Annotated in this window: 16 protein-coding genes; 5 read left to right on the forward strand and 11 right to left on the reverse strand. The window is 61.1% G+C overall.

Translation table 11 applies throughout. From position 1 onward, the window contains the following. Positions 1-116: 116 nt before the first annotated feature. From K3166_RS11400 to K3166_RS11410, 3 genes are all read right to left on the reverse strand, one after another. Positions 117-515: a cupin domain-containing protein gene (locus K3166_RS11400; RefSeq protein WP_221422336.1), complete on the reverse strand. Its 399-nt coding sequence runs from the start codon at positions 513-515 to the stop codon at positions 117-119. Further along, entirely contained in the window at positions 515-910 is a 396-nt protein-coding gene (locus K3166_RS11405) for a VOC family protein (RefSeq protein WP_221422337.1), read from the reverse strand. Before K3166_RS11405 ends, K3166_RS11400 begins: the two co-directional genes overlap by 1 nt. Before the next feature lie 62 nt (positions 911-972). Next, positions 973-2,778, reverse strand: a complete 1,806-nt coding sequence (locus tag K3166_RS11410; protein WP_221422338.1) for an aminopeptidase P family protein — start codon at positions 2,776-2,778, stop codon at positions 973-975. A gap of 143 nt (positions 2,779-2,921) precedes the next feature. On the opposite strand from K3166_RS11410, the gene K3166_RS11415 reads away from it, so the two are divergent. Together K3166_RS11415 and K3166_RS11420 are read left to right on the forward strand one after the other, a co-directional pair. Continuing rightward, on the forward strand, positions 2,922-5,084 hold the full coding sequence (locus K3166_RS11415; protein ID WP_221422339.1) for a S9 family peptidase: 2,163 nt from the start codon (positions 2,922-2,924) through the stop codon (positions 5,082-5,084). Then, positions 5,081-5,482 (forward strand): acyl-CoA thioesterase, encoded by a 402-nt coding sequence (locus K3166_RS11420; protein ID WP_221422340.1) that lies wholly within the window; start codon positions 5,081-5,083, stop codon positions 5,480-5,482. Before K3166_RS11415 ends, K3166_RS11420 begins: the two co-directional genes overlap by 4 nt. Before the next feature lies 1 nt (position 5,483). Here K3166_RS11420 and K3166_RS11425 read toward each other — a convergent pair whose 3' ends face one another. From K3166_RS11425 to K3166_RS11445, 5 genes are all read right to left on the reverse strand, one after another. Further along, positions 5,484-7,187 carry a sensor domain-containing diguanylate cyclase gene (locus K3166_RS11425; RefSeq protein WP_221422341.1) on the reverse strand — a complete coding sequence of 568 codons (1,704 nt, stop codon included), beginning with the start codon at positions 7,185-7,187 and terminating at the stop codon, positions 5,484-5,486. Between the two features lie 116 nt (positions 7,188-7,303). Continuing rightward, positions 7,304-8,419 (reverse strand): alanine dehydrogenase, encoded by a 1,116-nt coding sequence (gene ald / locus K3166_RS11430; RefSeq protein WP_221422342.1) that lies wholly within the window; start codon positions 8,417-8,419, stop codon positions 7,304-7,306. A gap of 76 nt (positions 8,420-8,495) precedes the next feature. Then, entirely contained in the window at positions 8,496-9,926 is a 1,431-nt protein-coding gene (locus K3166_RS11435; RefSeq protein WP_345719131.1) for a DUF389 domain-containing protein, read from the reverse strand. 129 nt (positions 9,927-10,055) lie between these two features. Then, complete coding sequence (locus K3166_RS11440) at positions 10,056-12,404, reverse strand: FtsK/SpoIIIE family DNA translocase (RefSeq protein WP_221422344.1); 2,349 nt, start codon at positions 12,402-12,404, stop codon at positions 10,056-10,058. Between the two features lie 56 nt (positions 12,405-12,460). Continuing rightward, a complete protein-coding gene (locus K3166_RS11445) occupies positions 12,461-12,883 on the reverse strand; it encodes a thiamine phosphate synthase (RefSeq protein ID WP_345719132.1) in 423 nt (140 codons plus the stop codon). Between the two features lie 127 nt (positions 12,884-13,010). Between K3166_RS11445 and K3166_RS11450 the strand changes: the two genes are divergently transcribed. Beyond that, a complete protein-coding gene (locus K3166_RS11450; protein WP_221422346.1) occupies positions 13,011-13,682 on the forward strand; it encodes a YggS family pyridoxal phosphate-dependent enzyme in 672 nt (223 codons plus the stop codon). Positions 13,683-13,777: 95 nt separating this feature from the next. Here K3166_RS11450 and K3166_RS11455 read toward each other — a convergent pair whose 3' ends face one another. From K3166_RS11455 to K3166_RS11465, 3 genes are all read right to left on the reverse strand, one after another. Further along, a complete protein-coding gene (locus tag K3166_RS11455; RefSeq protein ID WP_221422347.1) occupies positions 13,778-16,507 on the reverse strand; it encodes a TonB-dependent receptor in 2,730 nt (909 codons plus the stop codon). Positions 16,508-16,593: 86 nt separating this feature from the next. Further along, positions 16,594-19,353, reverse strand: coding sequence for a [protein-PII] uridylyltransferase (locus tag K3166_RS11460; protein WP_221422348.1), 2,760 nt, complete (start codon positions 19,351-19,353; stop codon positions 16,594-16,596). Positions 19,354-19,355: 2 nt separating this feature from the next. Next, positions 19,356-21,044, reverse strand: a complete 1,689-nt coding sequence (locus K3166_RS11465; RefSeq protein ID WP_221422349.1) for a class I adenylate-forming enzyme family protein — start codon at positions 21,042-21,044, stop codon at positions 19,356-19,358. A gap of 176 nt (positions 21,045-21,220) precedes the next feature. Here K3166_RS11465 and lgt point away from each other — a divergent pair, with 176 nt between their 5' ends. Together lgt and K3166_RS11475 are read left to right on the forward strand one after the other, a co-directional pair. Next, complete coding sequence (lgt, locus tag K3166_RS11470) at positions 21,221-22,096, forward strand: prolipoprotein diacylglyceryl transferase (protein WP_221422350.1); 876 nt, start codon at positions 21,221-21,223, stop codon at positions 22,094-22,096. Beyond that, positions 22,093-23,148, forward strand: coding sequence for a class I SAM-dependent methyltransferase (locus K3166_RS11475; RefSeq protein ID WP_247714631.1), 1,056 nt, complete (start codon positions 22,093-22,095; stop codon positions 23,146-23,148). Before lgt ends, K3166_RS11475 begins: the two co-directional genes overlap by 4 nt. The last annotated feature ends 22 nt before the right edge of the window (positions 23,149-23,170 follow it).

A 23,170-nucleotide genomic window follows, 5' to 3' on the forward strand; every position in this document is an offset into this window, starting at 1 on the left:
GCGCCGCAGCTCATGACCCCTGTTCTAGGTGCATCTTGTCGCAGCATTATGCCGAAACGAGCGATAATTGTAACGCATTGTCGCATTCAGCAGCGATGGTTCATTCACCCGCAAGCCTATCGACGGCGGTGCTGAGTACCCTCGCCCGCGGTGATGAATATCGCCGTAGCGGTCTCGTCGACGTCAGCGATATGCCAGACTCCCGGCGGATTAATCGCATACTCCCCCGGGTTGAGGGTCACATTCTCAATGTGTCCGTCGGGATATTCCTGTGTCAGTGTCATTTCGCCAGCGGTGCAGATGACCACCTCGCTCCCTCGGGGATGCATTTCCCAGCTCGGCCAGTTTTCGCGAAAGGTATGCTGACTCACAAGGCGGCCCTCGCGGCCGTCTTTGCCGTGGCGCGTGCCATAACCCTCGTACCAGTCGATGCCGTCAAACGGTGGTTGCGGCACCGCTGCCGCGCCGAGCCCCAGATGGATGAAGCTATCGGCGAGACGGCGCGGCTCAGTCATCAGGACACCTTGTCCATCAGGAAAGCGTTGAGTTTATTTCCGTCCGGATCGCGGAAATAGGCAGCATAGAACAGCATGCCATTCTCGTCCGGTTCTCCGCGCGGCCCGGGAGCGCCTTCATCGCTGCCGCCATGGGCAAGCGCGATATCATAAAGGCGCTGTACCTGATCGCGGTCCTTGGCTTCCAGGGCCACCATTGTGCCGTTGCCCACGGTCGCCTTTTCGCCGTCAAATGGCTTGGTGGCGGCAATGCCTGCACCGCCATCCCACTTGCCCCATGCAATGAAGGTGTCGAATTCCATCATGCGCCCAACGCCCATCTCGGCCGCAATTGCGTCGTAGAATTTCGCTGACCGCTCAAGGTCGTTGGTGCCCAGTGTAACGTAACCGATCATGCGAATTCTCCTTTGTGAAAACGACTCGCGACCGGAAGAACATTACAAGAACATTTATTCGCCTACAAGGGCTGGCATTGACGTTCGAGCCACGCGAGGTCCTCACCTTCCAGCTGCGGGGCGAGGATTTCACGGGTCTTGGCGTGGTAGTCGTTCCACCACTTGATCTCGCTCTCGCTCAGCAGGCTCTTGTTGACCAGTCGCCGGTCAAGCGGGACATGCGTCATGGTTTCGAAGCCAAGGTATTTGCCTTCGGAGCCGGGAATTTTCGCATCGACACACAGCACCAGGTTCTCGATCCGGATGCCGTATTCGCCCGGTTTGTAATATCCCGGCTCGTTCGAAAGTATCATCCCTTCACGCAGCGGTGTCTCCGTGCCGGGGAACGCGCCGCCCGGCTTGGAAATGCGCTGCGGCCCTTCGTGCACGGACAGGTAGCTGCCGACGCCGTGGCCGGTGCCATGGCCGTAGTCCATGCCCGCCTGCCACAGATGCATCCGCGCCAGCGCGTCGAGCGCGCCTCCCGATGTGCCGTCGGGGAATTTGGCGAGATCAAGCTCGATATGACCCTTGAGAACCCGCGTGTTGCGGTCAATCATTTCTGCCGACGGCTGACCGGGGCCGACCCAGACAGTTCGCGTGATGTCAGTCGTGCCATCGGGATACTGCCCACCGGAATCGCACAGATAGATGCTGGACGGCGGGATCGGGATATTGCTGTCCTCGTCAACCTTGTAATGCGGCAGTGCGGCGTGGCCGGCTGCTGCACTGATCGTGCTGAAGCTGGTGTCCCGCAAATCGGGGCTGAGACCGCGGAATTCGCGCAGTTTGGCCGCGGCGCCAAGCTCGTCGATATCGCCCGAAGGCGCATTCTCTTCGATCCAGCGCAGGTATTTGACCATGGCCACCCCGTCACGCGCCTGGGCATCGCGGTGCCCTTGGCGCTCGGCAGGTGTCTTGATTGCCTTGGGCAGGACGGCAGGATCATCGTCGCGCACGACGCTTGCGCCGCCCGCTTCGAGCGCATGGAAGATACCGGCAACCGCATGGTTGGGATCTACTGCGACTTTCTTGCCCTTGAAGCTGGACAGCGCAGGCTGGAAATCGGCGCGGTCACGGATGCGGACCGCATTGCCGAGATGCTTTGTCAGCTGTGCCGTGACCTTTTCCGGCGCGATAAACAGTTCGGCGGTGCCATCGGCATGCGCGACGACATAGGACAGTGCGACAGGTGTATTGTCGACGTCCTGCCCGCGCATATTGAGCACCCATGCGACCGAATCGAGCGCAGTGATGACGGTGGCATCATAGCCTTCTTGCTTGAGCCAATCGCCAATCTCGGCGCGCTTCTCCGCGCTTGACCGGCCTGCGAAACGGTCATCATGCGGCGCGGCTGGAGCAAGGCTGGGCTGGGGCCGATCAGCCCAAACGGCATCAATCGGGTTGCCATCGACAGCGACCAGTTCGATGCCCTTCTTGGCGAAAAGTTTCTGGGCGTCTTCGGCCCAGCCGATGCCGTGCAGCCATGCATCATAGCCGATCTTCGCGCCTTCGGGCGCATTTGCGGCGATCCATTTGGCAGGCGATGTGGCGGGCACATCCTCGTAATCGTAAAGCTTGCCGTCGACCTGTTCGCGGACTTGCACCGTGTACCGGCCGTCAGTGAACATGGCCGCTCGATCCTTGAGCACCACGGCGCTGCCTGCGCTGCCGCCAAAGCCGGTCAGCCACTGGAGCCGCTGGGCATAGGAGCCGACATATTCGCTCATATGTTCGTCCGAAATCGGCACCACGAAGCCATACAGGCCCCGCTTTGCCAGTTCAGTCCTGAGCGCATCGAGCCGCGCTTCGTGTGTTTGCATCAACATGCGTAAAATCCTTTCGTCGGGCGCTGTCCTCCATCAGTGGAGACAGCGCTTGCGGCATCGTGCTGCGCCGCATAATCACTCGGGCAACTTAGACGCTTGCGGCACGGCTTTCCACCTTTGTGGCGCAGGAAAAGGGATCGCACATGGCTTTCAAGCAATTGGCAGCATGCCTATCTGCTGCAACACTCGTATTCGGCGCACCTGCGGGCGCGCAAACTTCCGAAGGAACTTCCGTGACTGCACCCACTTCCCCGCCGACAGCCGAGAAGCGCGAACATTCCTATACCCATCACGGCATCACGATTTCCGATCCCTATCACTGGCTCAAGGATCCGAGCTATCCGACCATCGATGACGAGGATGTGCTTGATTACGTAAAGGCGGAAAATGCCTGGTTCGAAGCGCGGATGGAACCGCAGAAACAGCTCGTCGAAGATATCTACGAAGAGATGAAGGCCCGGATCAAGGAAGACGATTCCACGGTGCCGCAGAAGGATGGCGACTTCCTCTACTGGACTGAATTCGAAGAGGGCGCCGAATACCGCAAATGGTACCGCAAGCCTGTATCGGGCGGCGAGGCGCAGCTGATCCTCGACGAAAACGCGCTGGCTGAAGGTCATGATTATTTCCGGCTCGGCGCTTTCTCCGTGTCGCAGAACGGACGCTATCTGGCCTATTCGACCGATACGAACGGGTCCGAACGCTACACCATCGTGATCAAGGATCTCGAAAGCGGCGAAATGCTGGCAGACGAAATTCCCGGCACGCGCTCGGGCCCGACCTGGGTCATGGGCGACAAGGGCATCGTTTATGGCACCAGCACCGAACAATGGCGCACGCACGATGCAACGTTGCACGTCATCGGCACGCCCGTGTCGGACGATGTCGAACTGTACCGCGAGACCGAGGAAGAAGGTTTCGGCGTATCGACCGGGCTTTCCGCACAGGAAGACTGGCTGGTCATCGCAACCGGCGACAATGAAACCAGCGAAGTGCGACTGGTGCGCGCGGACGATCCGACCGGAGAGCAGATCCTGGTGTCCCCGCGCCTCAAAGGCCGCGAATATGATGTGGATGTGCGCACTGTAGACGGCAGGGGCACGATTTACGTCCACACCAACGATGATCACGTCAACTTCCGGCTCGCCAAGGCCAGCCTCGACAAGCCGGGCGAATGGGCGACCGTAATCGAAGGTTCGGACGAATTTTACCTGTCCGGCTTCGAACTGTTCAAGGATTTCTTCGTCACCGAGGGCCGCCTGCGCGGGCTCGACCAGATCCAGCTTCGTTCTTATGCCGACGCGAATCTGGTTAAACCCATCGCATTTTCCGAAGCCAGCTTCTCGACCGGCCTGTCGGATAATCCGGAATACAACACCGACAAGCTCCGGTTGGCCTACGAAAGCATGGTCACGCCGGATTCGGTATATGATTACCATGTCGCAAGCGGCGAACTGGAACTGCTCAAGCAGCAGGAAATCCCGAGCGGCTATGATGGAGCGCTCTATCAGGTCGAACGGATCGAAGTGGCTGCGCGCGACGGAACGATGGTGCCGGTCAGCATTGTCAGCCGCAAGGGCCGCGAACAGGGCGGTCCGCTGCACCTGTATGCCTACGGGGCATACGGCTTCGCCTATCCGCCGAACTTTTCGACCACGCGGCTTAGCCTGGTTGATCGCGGGTTCGCCTTTGCCATCGCGCACATCCGCGGCGGCGACGATCTTGGTCGCAACTGGTATTTGCAAGGCAAGCTCAACGAACGGGCCAACACCTTCAACGACTTCGTCGACGTGGCCAAGGCCCTGATCGACAAGGGCTACACCCAGCAGGGCAAGATCACAGCAAGCGGCGGCTCGGCTGGCGGAGAGCTGATGGGCGTCATCCTCAACACCAATCCCGAATTGTGGGGTGCGGTCGTGGCCCATGTGCCGTTTGTGGATGTGCTGAGCACCATGCTCGACAAGGACCTCCCGCTCACGCCGGGTGAATGGCCGGAATGGGGCAACCCAATCGAGAGCAAGCAGGCCTTCGCCTATATCCTGAGCTACAGCCCCTACGATCAGGTCATCGCGCAGGACTACCCGCCGCTACTGGTCACCGCCGGCCTCAACGATCCGCGCGTCACCTATTGGGAGCCTGCCAAATGGGTTGCCAAGCTGCGCGAATTGAAGACTGACGATAACGAGCTGCTGCTGAAGACCAACATGGGCGCAGGGCATGGCGGCAAGTCCGGCCGGTTCGCCTCGATCTACGAAGTGGCCGAAGAGTATGCCTTCATCCTGTGGCAGCTCGGAATGGCCGAGTGAGCGCAAAATTCGAAAAGACATTTACCGCCCGGCCTGCGGACATCGACGAGCTCGGCCACGTCAATAATGCCGTGTGGGTTCAGTGGATCCAGGACCTCTCGACCAGTCACTGGGAGGCTGCGGCGCGGGCCGAAGACCGCGAGGCATTCTTCTGGGTCGTGACGCGCCACGAGATCGATTACCGGGGCAATGTTGCCGAAGGCGAAATCGTCACCGGCGAGACATGGATCGAAGGAAAGCCGCGCGGAGCGACGTCGGTCCGCCGGATCGAATTTCGCAACGCTGCGGGCAAGACGATCGTCTCCGCAGCGACGACCTGGGCGATGCTGGACCGCGCTTCGAACAGGCTCGTTCGGGTTCGGCCTGAAATCGTTCAGGCGTTAACCGGCATCCAGTAGTTCAGGCGGCCGCAGTTTGCGATGACAATTGGTCGCCGCCCGGGTGCTCTTTCTCGAAGTACGAAAGCGAAGCGGTGACCCCGCGATTTCGGCCAGCCGTCTTTGCTTCGTAAAGCAGAAGGTCGGCGCGTGAATACGCGGTTGAAAAATCTATTTTGCCTGCAGCCTGCGGCAGGCGCAGAACGCCCATGCTGGCAGTCACGATCTGTTCGAGACCTTCGACTTCACGCGCGACCCTCAGCGAAAGCGACTGGCGCAGCTTCTCCGCTCGCTTTTCCGCGTCTTCGCCGCGCAGCAGAAGCAGGAACTCCTCTCCTCCCATTCTCACTGCAACTGCGTCCTTGTCCGAGCCGAGTACACTGCCGCACACCCGCAGGACCTGATCGCCAACACTATGGCCGCTGACGTCGTTGACCGCCTTGAAATGGTCCAGATCAAGAACCGCGACCAGTTCGTATCCTTGCGCCAGGAAATCTTCGAAGCGTGTGTCGATCGCCCTGCGATTAAGCAGCCCGGTAAGCGGATCCCTTTCCGTGAGCTCTTCCAGCACACGCGCGGCGTGGACCGCCTGGTCGCGCTCCTCGCGCAGGGCGATAAACCGGTCGATCACCCCGACGACTATGATCAGCGCTTCGAATGCCAGGCTCAGTATCAATGGCATCACGGCATCCTGCGATACCATTTCGGGGTGAAGCTGCGTCAGAGCCTGATACGAAAAGGTTGCAATCAACGGCGCGCAGCCAATCGCAAGGAACCGGGCAGCCCGGCTGCCCCGCCTGATCGACTGGACGATGGTGTAGGCCGTCATCACGAGCAGCGGCAACAGGCCAATCGTGTGCCAATCGCCCCCCGAACTTCGCAGTGCTTGAAACGGGCCGGCCCACGCTATCGAGATTATGGCAGACCACAGCGCCAGTGGCCCCAGATACTTCCGGCTCGCCCTGGGCAGGCATTCCGGCTCGACGAAGCTGCGGGTAAACATCGCGCCGGATGCCAAGGCGAAACCAAACACGATGATCACGAGAGCACGCCAGCTTGGCAGATCAAGCGGGATGTAGAGATTGATCAGGCCAGTCCGGAACGCAACCAGGCTGGCGAATGATGCGACCATCAAGGAATGCCAGACAAGGAAGGATTCCCGAAGCGCACGAAACAACGCCAAGTTGAGGAGGAGCATGACGAGCATCATGCCGATGAGGCCAGCAATCAGCGGCTGACGGGTCATCTGATCAGCTGCGAGCGAGGGATCATTTTTCACGAGCGCCGCATCGATTGCAGTTGCCCGGTGGCTCAGCCCGTCGAATGTGGCGACAATCGCCGTGATATCGCCTTTCATCGGCGGGAGATCGACGATGAACTGCGGCCCCGAGGTTGTCGGCCTCGCGTCTCGCGCAAGGAATGTGCGACTGGCAATTTCGCCGAAGTTGCCGAAGCTGGTCAGTGTAAGCCGGTCGAAATGCCCGAGCCGAGCCACCATGTGCCGCTGCACCGAGAGGTCGCGGGTCCAGCGGATGAATACGCGGTCACTCGCGAGCGAAAGCGTCTGGCTATCACATCGCCACGCAGCTTCGCGGGCCACGATTTCGCTGGCGGCCAAAGATGCAGGGCCGGTCGCAAAACATACATTCTCGGCATCTGCGCCCGCGGCCAACGCCCGGCCGGACGGCAATGCTGCGGCAAGCAACAACAATAGGCCAGCCAACATTCGCCAACCTGATCCGGGTGAATAGACCGCGCGCATAGCCGGACTATAACCCTGATTACTTATTGGCGAGTTAAGCCGGACTTTCCTAAATATTCACCGCAATTACTCGAAGATACTTAGCCCAGCAGATCTTCGACTGGACGGAAATCGTAGCCAAGTTCCTTGGCGACGGCTTCATAGGTCACTTCGCCGGCGTGGACGTTGAGCCCTTCACCAAGGTGCGGATCGGCGCGCATGGCTTCTTTCCAGCCCATGCGTGCGATGCGCAGGGCGTGCGGCAACGTCACATTGTTCAGCGCATAGGTACTGGTGCGCGCCACAGCGCCCGGCATGTTCGCGACGCAATAGTGCACGATATCGTCGACCACATAGGTAGGGTCGGCGTGGGTGGTTGGCTTCGAAGTTTCGAAACAGCCGCCCTGGTCGATGGCGACGTCGACGAGGACCGCGCCCTTTTGCATGTCGCCCAGCATCTCCCGGGTTACGAGCTTGGGAGCAGCGGCGCCGGGGATCAGCACCGCACCGATGACGAGGTCCGCGCCGCACACGGCATCATAGAGGTTGGCCTTGTTCGAGAAGCGCGTGCTGGCGCGGCTTTCGAAATGAGTGCCGACCTTTTCGAGCACCTCGGGATCGCGGTCGAGGATGGTGACGTCTGCACCCAGCCCTGCGGCCATCTGTGCCGCGTTGAAGCCCACAACGCCGCCGCCGATGACCACGACCTTGCCCGGCATCACTCCGGGAACGCCGCCCAGCAGCACCCCGCGTCCGCCATGAGCCTTTTCAAGCGCCGTTGCGCCGGCCTGGACGCTCATGCGGCCTGCAACCTGGCTCATCGGCTTGAGCAGCGGAAGCTGGCCGCGCGGTCCGGTGACGGTTTCGTAGGCGATGGCGGTCACGCCGCTCTCGACGAGATCCCGGGTCTGGTCCGGATCCGGAGCCAGATGGAGATAGGTGTAAAGGATCTGGCCGTCGCGCAGCTTCTTGCGTTCGACTGCCTGCGGTTCCTTCACCTTCACGACCATTTCGCATTCGGCGAAGATCGGATCAGGTCCATCGGTAATCTTGGCACCGGCAGCGACATACTGATCGTCGCTTGCGTCGATACCGCAGCCCGCCATCGTCTCGATCCATACCTCGTGGCCCTGCGCAACGAGTTCGTGCGCGCTTTCAGGCGTCAGGCCGACGCGGTATTCGTGGTTCTTGATTTCCTTGGGGCAGCCGATCCGCATGGTGGTATCTCCTTGTCGGCCCAAGCCGTTACGCCCGGTGAGAGCCTCCCGCAAGCATCCAGCACCGCGCGAAATCTTATTGCGGAGGAGCCTGCCAACGGGCTTCGATCCGATCCGCTGAGGCGCCTTCGGTTTGCGTTAGTGACACACCTTGTTCCAGCAATTGCTGAGCTACCGAATCGAACGCTTGGCCCTTGCCAGTAAGGGTGACCTCCATACCCTGGCGCTGTGCCGCCCAGATGATCACGGCAACTGCGTTGCGGCCGGCATCGTCGAGCTCGCCGTCGGTCAGTCTGATAGTCGGCAAGGACAAGAGCGGCGGGCGCACTTCTATCGTCCAGCCCGGCATCCCGGCATCGATACGCAGTTCGAGCAATCGCCAGCCTTCAAGGCTTAGCCCGGGCAACGATTTCGCCTGAACCACCGCGCGGCGACTGTCGCGGTCCACAGTCACCGCGGATTTCTCGACACCGGCAACAAGCGCAAGCTCGCCGACCATTTCACTGATCTGGCGCTCGGTGGCTTCTGCCTGCTGTGCGGCTTTCGTCCGGTCCAGTTCCGCCTGCTCGGCCGCGCCGGGATCGGTGCCCACACGGTATTGTTCGACCGAAACCGAAACCGGGCGCTCGAAACGCTCTTCAAGGCGGGCGGCGATCTGCGCGTTTGCCTGCGTGTTGAACTGCGGCGTGTAGACGGCTCCGCTGACGAGAACGGGGTCACTGTCCCAGTCGACTACCGTGTCGCTCACCCGCGCCTTGTCGGGGAAACTCTTGGCAATCGTGTCCTGCACGACCCGCTGGGAAGACGCCTCGAACGCGATATCCCGCAGCGAAAAGCCAAGCGGTATGGCAAGCGCCACGAAGACAAAGAAGATACCGAAGTTCTGGAACCAGCCCTGTCTTACGGACAGGTCGGTCCGGAACCCGTAAAGCCGCGCCATCAGCGTTGCCGACAGCGCAATCGTCAGGAAGTTGGTGACATAGAGCGCCAAAGCTCCGGCAAACACAGTCCAGTTCAGCGTCGCCAGGCCATATCCCACGGCGGCAAGCGGCGGCATCAATGCGGTAGCAATCGCCACGCCGACAATGGTGCCTTCACGGCCGCGAATGAGCGCGTAGGAGCCGGCAAGCGAGGAGAACAGGGCCACCAGAAGGTCGAACAGATTTGGCTGGGTCCTTGCGGCGATTTCCGGTGTGACGGTCTGCAGCGGGGAAACCAGCACGATCAGCGCGGTAAACAGCACCGCAGCGATCGTACCGATGGCCAGCGCCCGGACGCTGATCTTCAGCCATTTGAGCTTGCCTGAGGCGAGGGCGAAGCCTGCCCCGATAATCGGGCTCATAAGCGGCGAGAGCAGCATGGCGCCGATGACCACCGCCGGCGATGACAGCAGCATGCCCAGAATGGCGATGCCCGCCGACATCATCACCATGAAGATGTAACGCGGGCTGGTATCGCTTTCGCCAGCGATCTTGGCGATAACGGCGGTGTGGTCGACCCCTGACACGACATGGTCAAGCCACCAGCGCCGCAGAGGTACAAATGCCCTACCGATGGGGCTGTAAACCCATTTTGGTGCAGGTGGCTTTCGGTTTTCAGAACCGCTCGGTGTGGTCGTCCCAGTCATGGCGATCCTCTAGATTGGAGTGCCATCTGAATCGCGATAAATTTCGCGGCGCCCGACATGATTGGCCGGGCCGACAAGACCTTCTGCCTCCATCCGCTCGATCCATTTGGCGGCAGTGTTGTAACCGACCCCCATCTGCCGCTGGAGCCAGCTCCCGCTTGCCTTCTGGTTTTCGATCACGATCTGGCACGCCTGGCGATATTTGCGCTCGTCGGGATTATCGCTGGCGGTAAACTCGTCCTCGAAGTTGAAGCCGCCGTCTTCCGGCTCTTCGGTCACGGCATCGACGTAGTCGGGCTTGCCCTGCGTGCGCCAGTGATCGGCGACGCGTTCCACCTCTTCATCGGCCACGAATGGGCCGTGTACACGGACCATCGCGCCGGTATTGGGCTTGTACAGCATATCGCCCTTGCCCAGCAGCTGCTCCGCGCCCTGTTCACCCAGGATGGTGCGGCTGTCGATCCGGCTCGTCACCTTGAAGCTGATGCGCGTGGGCAGGTTGGCCTTGATAACGCCGGTGATGACATCAACCGATGGACGCTGCGTGGCCATGATCAGGTGGATGCCCGCAGCACGGCTTTTCTGGGACAGTCGCTGGATGAGGACTTCGATTTCCTTACCAACGGTGACCATCAGATCGGCGAGTTCGTCGACGATCAGCACGATGAGCGGCAGGGGCTGATAATCGAGCTGTTCTTCTTCGTAGAGTTCCTCGCCCGTTTCCGCATCGAAGCCGGTTTGCACCCGGCGGCCCAGCGGCTTGCCCTTCGCAGCAGCCGATTTCACCTTTTCGTTGAAACCGGCGATATTGCGCGAGTTCACGCTGCTCATCATCCGGTAACGGCGCTCCATCTCCTCGACTGCCCATTTGAGCGCGCGGACCGATTTGGCAGGCTCCGTCACAACCGGGCTCAGCAGGTGGGGGATGTCGTCATAGGTCTTGAGTTCCAGCACCTTGGGATCGATCAGGATCAGGCGGCACTCGTCCGGTGTGAACCGGTAAAGCAGTGACAGCAAGATGGCATTGAGGCCAACCGATTTACCGCTGCCTGTCGTACCTGCGACCAGCAGGTGGGGCATGGCAGCAAGGTCGGCAATAATCGGCTCGCCGCCAATGTCCTTGCCCAGGATCATCGGTAGATAGCCCTTGCTGTCGACAAAGGCTGCGGAGGTCGCGAGTTCCTTGTAGCTGACCATCTGGCGGTCGGCATTGGGCAGTTCGATCCCGATCACGGTCTTGCCCGGAATGGGCGACACGCGCGCACTGATCGCGCTCATGTTGCGGGCAATGTCTTCGGCCAGGCCGACAACGCGGCTGGCCTTGATGCCTGGAGCCGGCTCCAGCTCGTACATCGTCACCACCGGACCGGCGCGAACGGCGGTAATTTCGCCTTTCACATTGAAATCGTCGAGCACGTTTTCGAGCAGGCGCGCATTACGCTCAAGCGCGATCTTGTCGAGTTTGACCGCCGCATGTTCGGGCGGATCATCGAGCAGGTCATGGCTCGGCAATTGGTAATTCGCGAACATGTCGCGCTGCTTGCCTGTGGCAGGCTGCGACCTGACGGGTGCCGGTTTGGGATCGGCAATTTCCGGCGCGCGTCGCGGGCCGCGATCGGGCATCTGAGCGTCCTCGCCATCGTCTTCGGCAGCCTCGTCGGCTTTCCGGCTAGCGCGCCGGGCCTTGGCCGGTTTGACCGGGAGATCGATGTCGGACGCCTCGGCGGTGCGGTTGAAGAGGCGCGGCAAGGTAAAGAACTGGGCCCAATCGATTGCAAAGACCCTGGTGACCAAAGCGAGGCCTGCTCCCAGCGAAACCACGCCGAGTGCGCCGGTTACCCAGCCGGAAAAATTTCCGCCAAAGCGCGTAGACACGGCCTCGATGCCGCCAGAGCCGAGCAGGCCTGCAAGCCCTCCGGCACCGGATGGAAACGGGCCGGGGCTCCCGTCGAACAGCAGCGAGATGACTGTGCCCAGAAGGACGATAGCGAGCAGAAGGAGCGCAAACGGCCCCCACCATTTGCCCGGCGTTTCTTCCTCGTCGGCATTTTCCACGCCGGTCCACAAACGACGCGCCGCAATCCAGAGCAGCGGCAACAACAGCAATGCTGGCAAGCCCATGAAGAAATAGGCACGTTCAGCGGCCCAGGCACCGCTGGCACCCATCCAGTTGGCGATCTGGTTTCCCGAAGCCGCTGTCGACGGGCTCGGATCGGTCTGGGTGTAGCTGGCGAGCGCTAGTGTCAGGAATAGCAACAGGGCCAGCAGCACAGCCGCGCCGCCCATATGCACCGCGCGCCGCATCGAACGGCGGAAAGCCGCACGCCAATCGGGTTTTGCGCCTGCACGCGTAGTCATTCTTATACCCCTGATCCGTCTTGAATTGGCACTATGAATCCTCGGCGAGTCCGAGGTCAAGCGATGTTCGTCGAGCCGAGGCCGTCGATTGCCCCCCAGCGCGGCCAGCCCAGCTCCTCTGCGCGCTCCTTCGTCATGCCGCCAAGGGCGATGATCGGGACAGGAGATTGCTGCGCCAACACCTCGAAACCAAGCGCGCCAAGCGTGTGCGCGCCGGGGTGCGACGCGGTTGGAAACACAGGCGACAGGAAGATACCGTCCGCACCAGCCTCAACCGCCCTGCGAATTTCCGCACCGTCATGCGCGGTGGCGAGGCGCAGGCCGGAGCCAAGCTGGTCCGGCGCGCCATAGCGCCCGTCAGCCTCCCATTGATCTTCTCCCGCCAGGATGACCGTATGCCCAAGGCTGTGAGCGAGGGCCTTGAGTTCCTCGAACCTCGCCCTGCGCTGGTCTGAGGACAGGTGATAATGGCGGAACACGAAGCCCGACCCCGGCGGCAAAGCTCTCAGTGCATCCTCGAGCCCGGCATCGTTGCGAGCGTCCGAAAGGAGCCATAACAAAGGGAGGGACTGGCGCGAGCGCATCGGTAGGTTATAGCGCGGCCTCATGGAAAAGGCAGACAATCCTATCAAGTTGGTCCGCGAAAAAATCGCGGACTCTTGCAAACGCGCCCGGCGCAAGCCCGGCGAGGTGACCCTCATCGCGGTCAGCAAGACCCACCCTGCCGAAGCGATCACCCCGCTTCTGGAACAAGGCCAGCGCCATTTCGGCGAGAACAGGGTACAGGAAGCGCAGGACAAATGGCCTGTGCTGAAAGAGAGCTATCCAGACACCGTCCTGCACCTGGTCGGACAGCTCCAGTCGAACAAGGCAGAAGAAGCCGCAGAGATATTCGACGTGATCCATTCCCTGGATCGCCCCAGTCTCGTGAAAGCGCTCGCCAAGGCGAAAGACAAGCTTGGGCGCTGCCCGGAATGTTTCATCCAGGTCGATGTTGGCGAAGAAGACCAGAAGGGCGGCTGCGCGATTGCCGATCTTCCGGACCTGATTGCACAGGCACGCAGCGCAGGCATTCCGCTTGCAGGCCTGATGTGCATCCCGCCTGCCGAAATCGAGCCGGCCCCGTTCTTCGCGCTGCTGGATAAACTGGCCCGAGACAATGGACTGGAAGGGCGGTCGATGGGCATGAGCGGGGACTATGAAACCGCGATCATGCTGGGCGCTACGCATGTCCGCGTAGGCACCGCCCTGTTCGGCCAGCGCGGGACCCACGCCTGATTACGCGGCCAGCGCGGTCGCAATTACCGGCACGCAAGAAAAAGGGCGCCCCCGCAAGGAGGCGCCCTTTCTCGCATTTCAATTTGGCTTGAGCGTCAGAACTCGGCGCGCAATGTCACACCGTAAGTCCGCGGCTCGGCAAGGAAAGCCGAATACGTCTGCTGCGGAGCAACGAACGGCGTGTTGAACGCAACCTGCGAATAATCGACGTCAAACAGGTTCTGAGCCCAGCCTTCGATCGAGAAACGATCAGCAATCCCGGTGAGGCCAAGACGGGCATTCACGAGGAAGAAGCCGTCCTGTTCCTTGCCGTAAAGCAGGTCGGAACCGGTGTTGTAATCGCTGGTCATGCGGGCGTTGACGAAGAACAGGCCGGCCATTCCGCTGTCACCGATTGGCGGGGTCCACGTCAGCGAGCTGGTGGCGACCCATTGCGGTGCGTTGGACAGATTGTCTCCCGGCAGGAGCCGCAGCGCGGGATCAAGCGGCTCACCGCTGTCACTACCCACCACATTATCGGCATAACGTGTGTCGGCATGCGTGATGCCCATCGTCATCGTCAGGTCGCGGACCGGGCTGAGCGAGGTTTCAAACTCGAAGCCCTGCGAGACCACGCCTGCTGTGACGTCGTCTGGATCGCAAGCGCCGGTTGCCGCACTGGCATCCCCGTCGAGGCCGCCGAGATCGGTTTTGCAGCCGTTGATGTTCTGCACAAGGAAGACCGAACCGTTGAAGGTATTCAACTGGAAGTTTTCGAATTCCTGACGGAAGGCCGCGAGGCTGACGCTCCACTTGCGTTGCGAGAACTTCAGGCCAAGCTCATAGGCCTTCACAGTCTCTTCTGCGAACTGCAGCGATGCAGGATCAATGTTGGCGACATTGAATGTCACCGGGTTGCCCAGCGCCGAACGGTCGAGGTTGAAACCGCCCGCCTTGTAGCCGCGCGAATACGAACCATAGACCAGCAGGTCGTCGATCGGCTTCCAGCTGAGGATAGCCGTACCGGTGAACTCGTCTTCATCGCGGCTGTCAGAGATCGAAACCCCGTCCAGCTCCGAAGTCGAGTTGCCCTGGCATGACAGTGCGATCAGGCCCCCGGCAAGACCGGCCAGCGGTGTTGCGAGCAGGCCGGACAGCAAAGCGCGGTTCTGCGGGCAGATCACGTTGTCATTGCTGAACGCTGCATCGAAGTCCTTGGTTTCGTTGGTGTAACGAAGGCCCAGGGTCAGATCGAGCGTGTCGGTGATGTGGAAGATGTTGTGCGTGAAGAGCGCGAAGTTATTGCTCGTCTGATTGTACACATCACCGGTGCCGCCGAGGTCGTTGACGTTCGACAGATTGGTCAGACCGGCCAGGACCAGCGGTGTGGCTGGCCCGAAAGCTGGAGTGCCGGTCACAGTGCCGTCGAGCAGTGCTCTGTTGGCACCAAGGCAGTCCTGGGCCCCGGTATTCACCAGCGCCGGGTTGACCGCAATCGCGATACGGCAGCTGACGAACGTGCCGTAGTCATTGCCGAACCGCAGATTGTCGCGCGTCTCGAGCTTCTCATTGGCGTAGTAGCCGCCGACAAGCCAATCCAGCCGGTCGTTGAAAGCGGTGCCGTTGAGCCGCAGTTCCTGCGTGAAGGTCTTGAATTCGCGCGCACCGGCATTCGGTCCGGGTGCACGATACAGGATGTCGACCTGCGTGTAGTCCGTGTCCGAACCCTGGTTGTTCGAATACTGGCGATAGCCGGTGATCGACGTCAGGTTTACGTTGCCGAAGTCCCAGTTGAGTTCGCCCGAAACACCCCAGTCTTCCGTTTCGCCGTCATAGGACCGGCCCGGAGTTACATAGATGTTCCGATCAAACGTCGACTGCGTCAGGGCTGCCGGGTTCTGGCCAAGGCCGAGGAGGACATTGGGGATAGCATTGCCGGTGCTCGTAAGAGCTGGCGAACCGGATAGAGGATATGCGAAGGGATCGAAGCCCGGCGACACCCGAGCGAGCGGCGCGAAGTCAGGCTGCACGAAGGTCGCGGCGCAGCAAGCTTCGTCCTTCTTCGAATAATCGCCGACCAGGCGGAAGCTGAGCGCGTCATTCGGCTCGAACAGGGCCTGGGCACGAACGAGGTAGCGGTCACGGTCGTTGACCTTGGTGTCGTTCACCACGTCGGTATAGAATCCGTCGCGCTGGAAATAGACGCCATCGATGCGGGCAGCGACGCTGTCGCTAAGCGGGGCGTTCACACCTGCTTCGACGCGAATGGCATCGAAATTGCCGTAGCTGGCGCTGGCATGGCCTTCAAAGGCGAAGCTGGGCGCCGCGGTGTAGATATTGATCATACCCGCGGAGGAGTTACGTCCGCCGAGCGTTCCCTGCGGGCCGCGCAGGATTTCGACGCGTTCGAGCGGTCCGAGTTCGGACAAGGCGTTACCCGAGCGCGAGCGGTAGACACCGTCGACGAATACCGCGACCGAACTTTCGAGGCCGGGGTTGTCGCCAACCGTACCGATGCCGCGAATACGCGCGGAACCGTTGGCTTCGTTACCGGTGGAGGAGACGAGCAGCGACGGGGCAACCTGGTTCAGTTCGCGGATGTCGGTGGTGCCGGAATTCGCGAGTGTTTCCGCGGAAACAGCAGAAATGGCGACCGGCACATCGGCCAGTTCCTGTGCACGGCCCTGAGCGGTCACGATGATGACCGGCGTAGAATCCTCTACATCCGCATTGTCGATCAGATCGCCTTCATCAGCGGTGGATTGGGCAAATGCTGCCTGAGGTGCGAGTGCAAGTCCTGCCCCCAGCAATGCCAGCGTGCGCAACGAAACAGTTGTCTTCCTCATGGGAAACCTCTCTCCTATTGGTATCTCTCGAAATATGTGATGCCGAATAGGTATGCATCGTGCAACTTTTAAACGCCGAACGTATGTCAGGCGTCTTCCAACCGTGCCTGTAATGCATCACTTGCCGCCTCGACCAATTGCGCTTCGATGCGGTTCTGCCGTTCGCCTTCGAGCAATTTTCCGCCCGTAAGGTCGGTCACATAGAAGGTGTCGACCGCCCTTTCGCCGTAATTGGTAATGTGGGCCGAATGTACGACCAGCCGGCTTTCGAACAGCACCCGCGCCAGCCGGTTCAGCAAGGCGGGACGGTCGCGCGCATTGACCTCGATCACGGTAAAGCGGTTCGAAGCCTTGTTGTCGAATAGCACACGAGGACTGACGTCGAACGCCTTGGACCTGCTGTGGGGAAGCGGGCGCTGGGCGAGCTTCGGGGTCAGGTCCACCCGGTTGGCCAGGGCATCGGCAATGCTGGTCTTGAGCCGCTCCAGCTGCTGCTCCTCGCTGAACGGTTGGCCATGGGGATCCTGCACGAGGAAGTTGTCCAGCGCCCAGCCGGTCCGCGTCGTGTGGATGCGGGCATCGATAATGTTGCCGCCTGCCAAATGGATGCCGCCCGCGATGCGATAGAAAAGGCCGGGATGGTCGGCCGCGATGACCGTGACCAACGTCGCGCCGCGGGCCTCATAATATTCGCAGTGGACCGACAGCTCGTGTTCCATCTTGCGGGCAGCGTCATAATGCACGAGATTGAGCGCAATGATGTCGAGCGGTTCGGCAATCCAGTATGCATCGCCGAAAATGTCACCCAGCGATTCGACGAGGCCAGCCTTGTCCCCGAGATCCTGGGACACCTGGTCCTTCTTCGCGGCGACTTTCTGCTCGCGGCCGTGGCGCATATGGCCAAGGCGTAGCCGCTCCGATGCGGAATCGTAGAGTTCGCCCAGCAACTGACCTTTCCAACTATTCCACGTTCCCGGACCAACCGCGCGGATATCGACCGCTGTCAGGATGGCGAGATGGCGTAGCCGTTCGATACTCTGCACCTGGCCGACGAAATCCTCGATCGTCTTAGGGTCGGTCAAGTCGCGCTTCTGCGCTGTATGGCTCATCAGGAGGTGGTTCAGAACCAGCCATGCGACCAGTTCGGTCTCGGTCTGGCTCAGGCCGAAACGCGGGCAAAGTTCGTGCGCAACTTCGGCTCCGAGAACCGAATGGTCCCCGCCCCGGCCCTTGGCAATATCGTGCAGCAGTGCAGCGACATAGGCTACGCGGCGCGAAGCCACCTTGTGGATCAGGCGCGTGGCACGCGGATGGTCGGATTTCAGCTCGCCCTTTTCGATCTGGCTGAGCAGGCCGATGGCGCGGATGGTGTGTTCGTCGACCGTATAATGATGGTACATGTCGAACTGCATCTGCGCGTTAACCTTGCCAAAATCGGGCACGAAGCGGCCGAACACGCCCGCTTCATTCATCCAGCGAAGAACGGTCTCCGGGTCGTTGCGCCCGGACAATAGCTCTACGAAAAGAGCATTGGCCCGCTTGTCTTCGCGAATGTCGCCGTCGATCAGTTTTGCGTCGCGCGCCGCCTGCCGCATCGTTTCGGGATGTATTTCCAAGCCGTCGGCTTCGGCGACCTGGAAGATTTCGACCAGCCGAACAGGGTCCTTGCGGAAATAGTCATCCGATGGTGCCGCGATCCGGCCGCCAAAGACGCGGTATCCCTTCACGCTGCGGGGTTTCTGCCGGAAGGTTGCGAAAAACCCTCCACGCGCTGCGCGCTGTGCCAGGTCGTCTTCGATATGCGCCAGAAAGATGCCGGTCAGGCTGCCGACGTGCTTCACCTGCAGGAAGTAGAATTGCATGAACCGTTCGACCGCGCTCTTGCCCGGACGATCGGCAAAATTCATCCGCTCTGCAACGCGGCGCTGGAGGTCGAAGGTCAGCCGGTCTTCGGCGCGCCCCGTGATGGCGTGCATGTGACAGCGGACCGCCAGGAGGAACCGTTCCGCCCTGCGGAAGGTGCGGTATTCATTGGCAGTCATCAGGCCGGCATCGACAAGCTCCGATGCACTGCGCACGCGGTGAATGAACTTCCCGATCCAGTACAGCGTCTGCAAATCGCGCAGCCCGCCCTTGCCGTCCTTGATGTTCGGTTCGACGACATAGCGGCTATCGCCCATCTTCTTGTGACGGGCGTTACGCTCCTCCAGCTTCTGGGACAGGAATGCGCGTTCGTTACCCTTCACGACCTCGAGCGTGAAGCGGCGCTCGCCCTCTTCATACAGCTCGCGGTCGCCCCAGACATAACGCCCTTCGAGTAGCGAGGTTCGAATGGTGAGGTCGTCTTTCGCCAGCCGAATGGCCTCATCCAGCGTGCGGGTCGAATGACCAACTTTCAGGCCAAGGTCCCACAGCAGATAGAGCATGGCCTCGACCACCTGCTCGCACCAGGCATTGCGGCGCTCGCCCACCAGGAACGCGATGTCGACATCGGACTGGGGCGCCATTTCGCTGCGCCCGTATCCGCCGACGGCCATCACGGCCAGCCGTTCCCCCGATGACCGGTTGGCCGCCGGATAGACATAGCTCGTCACATATTCGTGGATCACCCGGACCAGCTGGTCGACGAGAAACGAATAGCCTCCCGCGATGGCATGGCCTGCCGAAGGTTTCGCTTCGAGGCGGCGCTCCATCTCCGCCCTGCCGGTTTCGAGCGCCTCCTTGAGCGCGGCAACGACCTCGGGGCGCGCTTTTGCGCCCTGCTCCGAGGCCAGCGCTTCGACCTTGGTGGCAAGTGCCCGCCGGTCGATGATGGCGCGCTGGTCGGAGATGGTGGGTTCGCTCAACTCTAGACGAGGTCCTTGGCGTAGGTTGCCTTGACGGTGCGCTTGTCGACTTTCTGTGTGCCGAGGCGCGGCAGGTGGTCATCTGCACGGAAGAAGTGATGCGGTATCTTGAACTTGGCGATGTGCTCGGCAAGAAACGCGTTCAGGTCTTCGGGGCTGAGATCCATGCCGGGATGTGTCAGATAGACCGCAGCGGGGACTTCCCCGAAACGTTCGTCCGGCACGCTGAAGACACTGCATTCGGCAACCGCATCATGCGCGTAGATCGCCTCTTCCACTTCGATGCAGGAGATATTCTCGCCCCCGCGGATGATGATATCCTTCTTGCGGTCGACGATGAAAAGATAGTCGTCCGGATCGAGGTAACCCAAATCGCCGGTGCGGAAATAGGCGTCGTCGGTATAGGCCGCAGCAGTTGCCTCCTCGTTCTTCCAATAGCCGAGGAAATTGCAGACCGTCCGGATGCAGACCTCTCCGACTTCGCCCTGCGCCAGCTTGTTTCCGTCATCATCGAGGATGGCCAGATCCACCAGCGGCTTCGATGGCATCCCGGTCGACCCCGGTTTTTCCATGTAATTTTCGTTGAGGTTGCCGCAGCCGACCGCGTTGGTTTCGGTGAGGCCATAGCCGAGCAGCGGGAAGCCTTCCGGGAACGCGTCCTTGATCTTCTTCACGTGTTCGGGCGGGCGGGCAGAGCCGCCGGCGGCGAAGCTCTTGCAGCTCGACAGGTCGAACTGCTCGCGGTCCGGGTGAGTGGCCATTTCGTAGCTCATCAACGGGACGCCGACGAAATAGGTAACCTTCTCTTCGTCGAGCAGGCGCAGCGCCTCGCGCGCATCCCATTTGGGCATCAGCACCAACTTGCGGCCGAGCGCGAAGCTCTGCAGGAAGAGCGGGATTTCGCCGGTCACATGAAACAGCGGCACGGCGACCAGCGCGCTTGGCTGGACGGTGGGCGCTTCGCCGCGTTCGGTCAGGATTTGCAGGATCATCGCCGTTTGCGCGACGTAGTTCATGACCCCGGAAACAACGCCAAGATGGTCCGAATAAGCACCCTTGGGATTTCCGGTCGATCCTGAAGTGTACAGGATGGTCGCAAGGTCGTCCGGGCCAATTTCGCCCAGCATCTTCATCGCCGTGTCGCCCGCTTCCCAAATCGGGGCGAGACCTTCAGCGGGAACGCCGTGATCGAACACGACCACCTTGGCCGAAATGTCAGCGCCTTCGAAGCGCGCGGCGCGCTGGGCGTCGGCAAGGACCAGGGAGCAATCGCACAGGCCGATACCGTAAGCCATTTCCTCGCCGGTCCACCAGCCGTTGAGCAGGGTGGCGCAGCCGCCTGCCATAAGTGTGCCCATATAGGCGATCATCCAGTTCGCGGAGTTGCGCGCTGCAATCCCGACCCGGTCGCCCTTCTTGACCCCATGCTTGGTCGCGAGGCCATGCGCAACGTGTGTCGCAGCGGCGTACACTTCGCCAAAGGTCAGTCGCAGGTCACCATCGACAAGGAAAAGCTCGTCTTTCTTCTCGTTGCAGAAGTGAGCGAAATAATGGGCCAGGCTGGGCGGCGCGTTAACGAAAGCCGGCATCTGGACACCGCGCCGTTCGACCTGTTTGAGTTCGAACATTTGACCCGGGGCGGTCACGGCGGCGGTAAATCGTTGGATATCCTTGTCGAGTTCGGTCGGCATGGTTTGTTTTTGTCCTCTCTCAAAAATCACGCGCACGATGGCGAATCGCGGCCTATCGCGCCCAAAGGCGGATAGAGATGCGACGCAGGCTTTCCCCAAAACCCCTGCTATGCCAAAAGCCGCCCCGCAACGGGTCGCGCATGCGGCTTTCGACACGTCTCTAAGGGGATAAAACCTTGCTGTCACTATTGGCTGCAACCGCAGCAACTGCCGACCCCATCCAGTGGGCCGAATTGGGTCTCAGGCCCTACCTGTTTGAAATCGGCGGATTCCAGCTTCGCTATTACTCGCTCGCCTATCTGTTCGGGATCCTGCTGGCCTATTGGCATCTGTCCAAGATGATCAAATCGCACGGCAGCCCGATGGCGCAGCGTCATGCCGACGACCTGTTCTTCTATTGCACCCTTGGCGTCATTCTCGGTGGCCGCCTCGGCTATGCAGTCTTCTACAAACCGGAATTGCTGACGAGCGTCGAACTGCTCAAACTGTGGGGCGGCGGCATGAGTTTTCATGGCGGCGTACTGGGCGTGCTGGTTGCCATCACCTGGGTTGCGAAGCGCGGCGGGCTGAGCTGGCTGCGCGTGTGCGATTACATCTCGGTCAACGTCCCGCTGGCCTACATGCTCGGCCGCATCGCCAATTTCATCAACGGCGAGCTGTTTGGCCGTCCGGTTGAAAGCGATGTCGCTTGGGCAATTGTGTTCCCCGGTGGCGGCGACGTGGCACGGCATCCCTCGCAGCTGTACCAAGCGGGTCTCGAGGGGCTTATGTTGGGCATCTTTCTAATCGCGCTCTTCTGGACGACGCGAGCACGGTATCGTCCCGGTCTGCTCGTTGGCCTCTTTACGGTGGGTATGGGCATTGGCCGGTTCGTCAATGAATACTTCCGCGAGCCTGATGCCCACCTGGCCTATGTGGTGGCCGAAACCGGCCTGTCGCGCGGCCAGTGGCTCAGCCTGCCGATGATCGCAGTGGGCCTCGCCGTGATCATCTATTCCATCGCCAGGAAACCGATCGGCAAGACCAAGGCGCCCGCCGCCCAGGCAGCATGAGCGAAAGGCGCGAGGATACCGACCTCGCCCGCAGCTTTCGCCGTCTGATAAAGCAGCACGGGCCCATGCCCGTCTCGCGCTATATGGGCGAAAGCAATGCGCGCTATTACACCAGCCGCGACCCGCTGGGCGCGGCTGGTGATTTCACGACCGCGCCGGAAATCAGCCAGATGTTCGGCGAAATGGTGGGCCTGTGGCTCACCGACCTGTGGGTGCGCGCAGGCAAACCTGATTGCGCCTATGTCGAACTGGGGCCGGGCCGCGGGACCCTGGCCAAAGATGCCTTGCGCGCCATGGCAAGCCAGGGCCTCACCCCCCAGGTGCATCTCGTCGAAGGATCGGAAGCCTTGCGCGAAATTCAGGGCGGCACTCTGGCAGACGCGCAATTCCACGCGTCGATGGACACGGTTCCCGCCGACGTGCCGCTGCTGGTAGTGGGAAACGAATTTCTCGACGCGCTGCCCATTCGCCAATTGGTGAATACGCCGCAGGGGTGGCGGGAACGCATGGTTGCCCTGGACGGAGAAGATTTCGTCTTTTCGGCTGGCCCCAATCCGATGGACGAAGTCTTGCCGCAGGACCGGCGCAGCCAGCCCCACGGCACTATCGTGGAAACCTGCCCCGCTGCAGCGGCACTGTTTGGCGATCTCGCCAGCCGTCTCGCACAGCAAGGAGGAGCCGCATTGCTGATCGACTACGGATATCTCGAACCTCGCAGCGGTGAAACGCTTCAAGCCATCCGGCATCACGAGAAAGTCGGCGTTTTCGATGCGCCGGGTGATATGGACCTGACCGCCCATGTCGATTTTTCGGTCTTGGCCGAGATCGCACGGCACAAATCGCTGAGCACCAATGCCGCCACGCAGGGCGCATGGCTTACCGCGCTCGGCATGGGCGCCCGGGCTCAGGCCTTGGCCCGGCGTAGCCCCGATCACGTGCAGGCATTGTCGGACGCCTTCCAGCGCCTCACCGCGGAGGACGAGATGGGCGAACTGTTCAAGGTCCTGGCCGTATACGCGCCGGATTGGCCCGAAGGGGCAGGCTTCGGGTAAGGTTCATCGGAACCAGTGCATG

Origin of the sequence: Qipengyuania psychrotolerans (assembly GCF_019711355.1) — a bacterium.
Classification (GTDB): Bacteria; Pseudomonadota; Alphaproteobacteria; order Sphingomonadales; family Sphingomonadaceae; genus Qipengyuania; species Qipengyuania psychrotolerans.

What these genes read in the sequence shown, in the direction of transcription:
- K3166_RS11400 (WP_221422336.1), bottom strand. Translation starts at nt 515, where the DNA reads ATGACTGAGCCGCGCCGTCTCGCCGATAGCTTCATCCATCTGGGGCTC.
- K3166_RS11405 (WP_221422337.1), bottom strand. Translation starts at nt 910, where the DNA reads ATGATCGGTTACGTTACACTGGGCACCAACGACCTTGAGCGGTCAGCG.
- K3166_RS11410 (WP_221422338.1), bottom strand. Translation starts at nt 2,778, where the DNA reads ATGTTGATGCAAACACACGAAGCGCGGCTCGATGCGCTCAGGACTGAA.
- K3166_RS11415 (WP_221422339.1), top strand. Translation starts at nt 2,922, where the DNA reads ATGGCTTTCAAGCAATTGGCAGCATGCCTATCTGCTGCAACACTCGTA.
- K3166_RS11425 (WP_221422341.1), bottom strand. Translation starts at nt 7,187, where the DNA reads ATGTTGGCTGGCCTATTGTTGTTGCTTGCCGCAGCATTGCCGTCCGGC.
- ald (WP_221422342.1), bottom strand. Translation starts at nt 8,419, where the DNA reads ATGCGGATCGGCTGCCCCAAGGAAATCAAGAACCACGAATACCGCGTC.
- K3166_RS11440 (WP_221422344.1), bottom strand. Translation starts at nt 12,404, where the DNA reads ATGACTACGCGTGCAGGCGCAAAACCCGATTGGCGTGCGGCTTTCCGC.
- K3166_RS11450 (WP_221422346.1), top strand. Translation starts at nt 13,011, where the DNA reads ATGGAAAAGGCAGACAATCCTATCAAGTTGGTCCGCGAAAAAATCGCG.
- K3166_RS11455 (WP_221422347.1), bottom strand. Translation starts at nt 16,507, where the DNA reads ATGAGGAAGACAACTGTTTCGTTGCGCACGCTGGCATTGCTGGGGGCA.
- K3166_RS11465 (WP_221422349.1), bottom strand. Translation starts at nt 21,044, where the DNA reads ATGCCGACCGAACTCGACAAGGATATCCAACGATTTACCGCCGCCGTG.
- K3166_RS11475 (WP_247714631.1), top strand. Translation starts at nt 22,093, where the DNA reads ATGAGCGAAAGGCGCGAGGATACCGACCTCGCCCGCAGCTTTCGCCGT.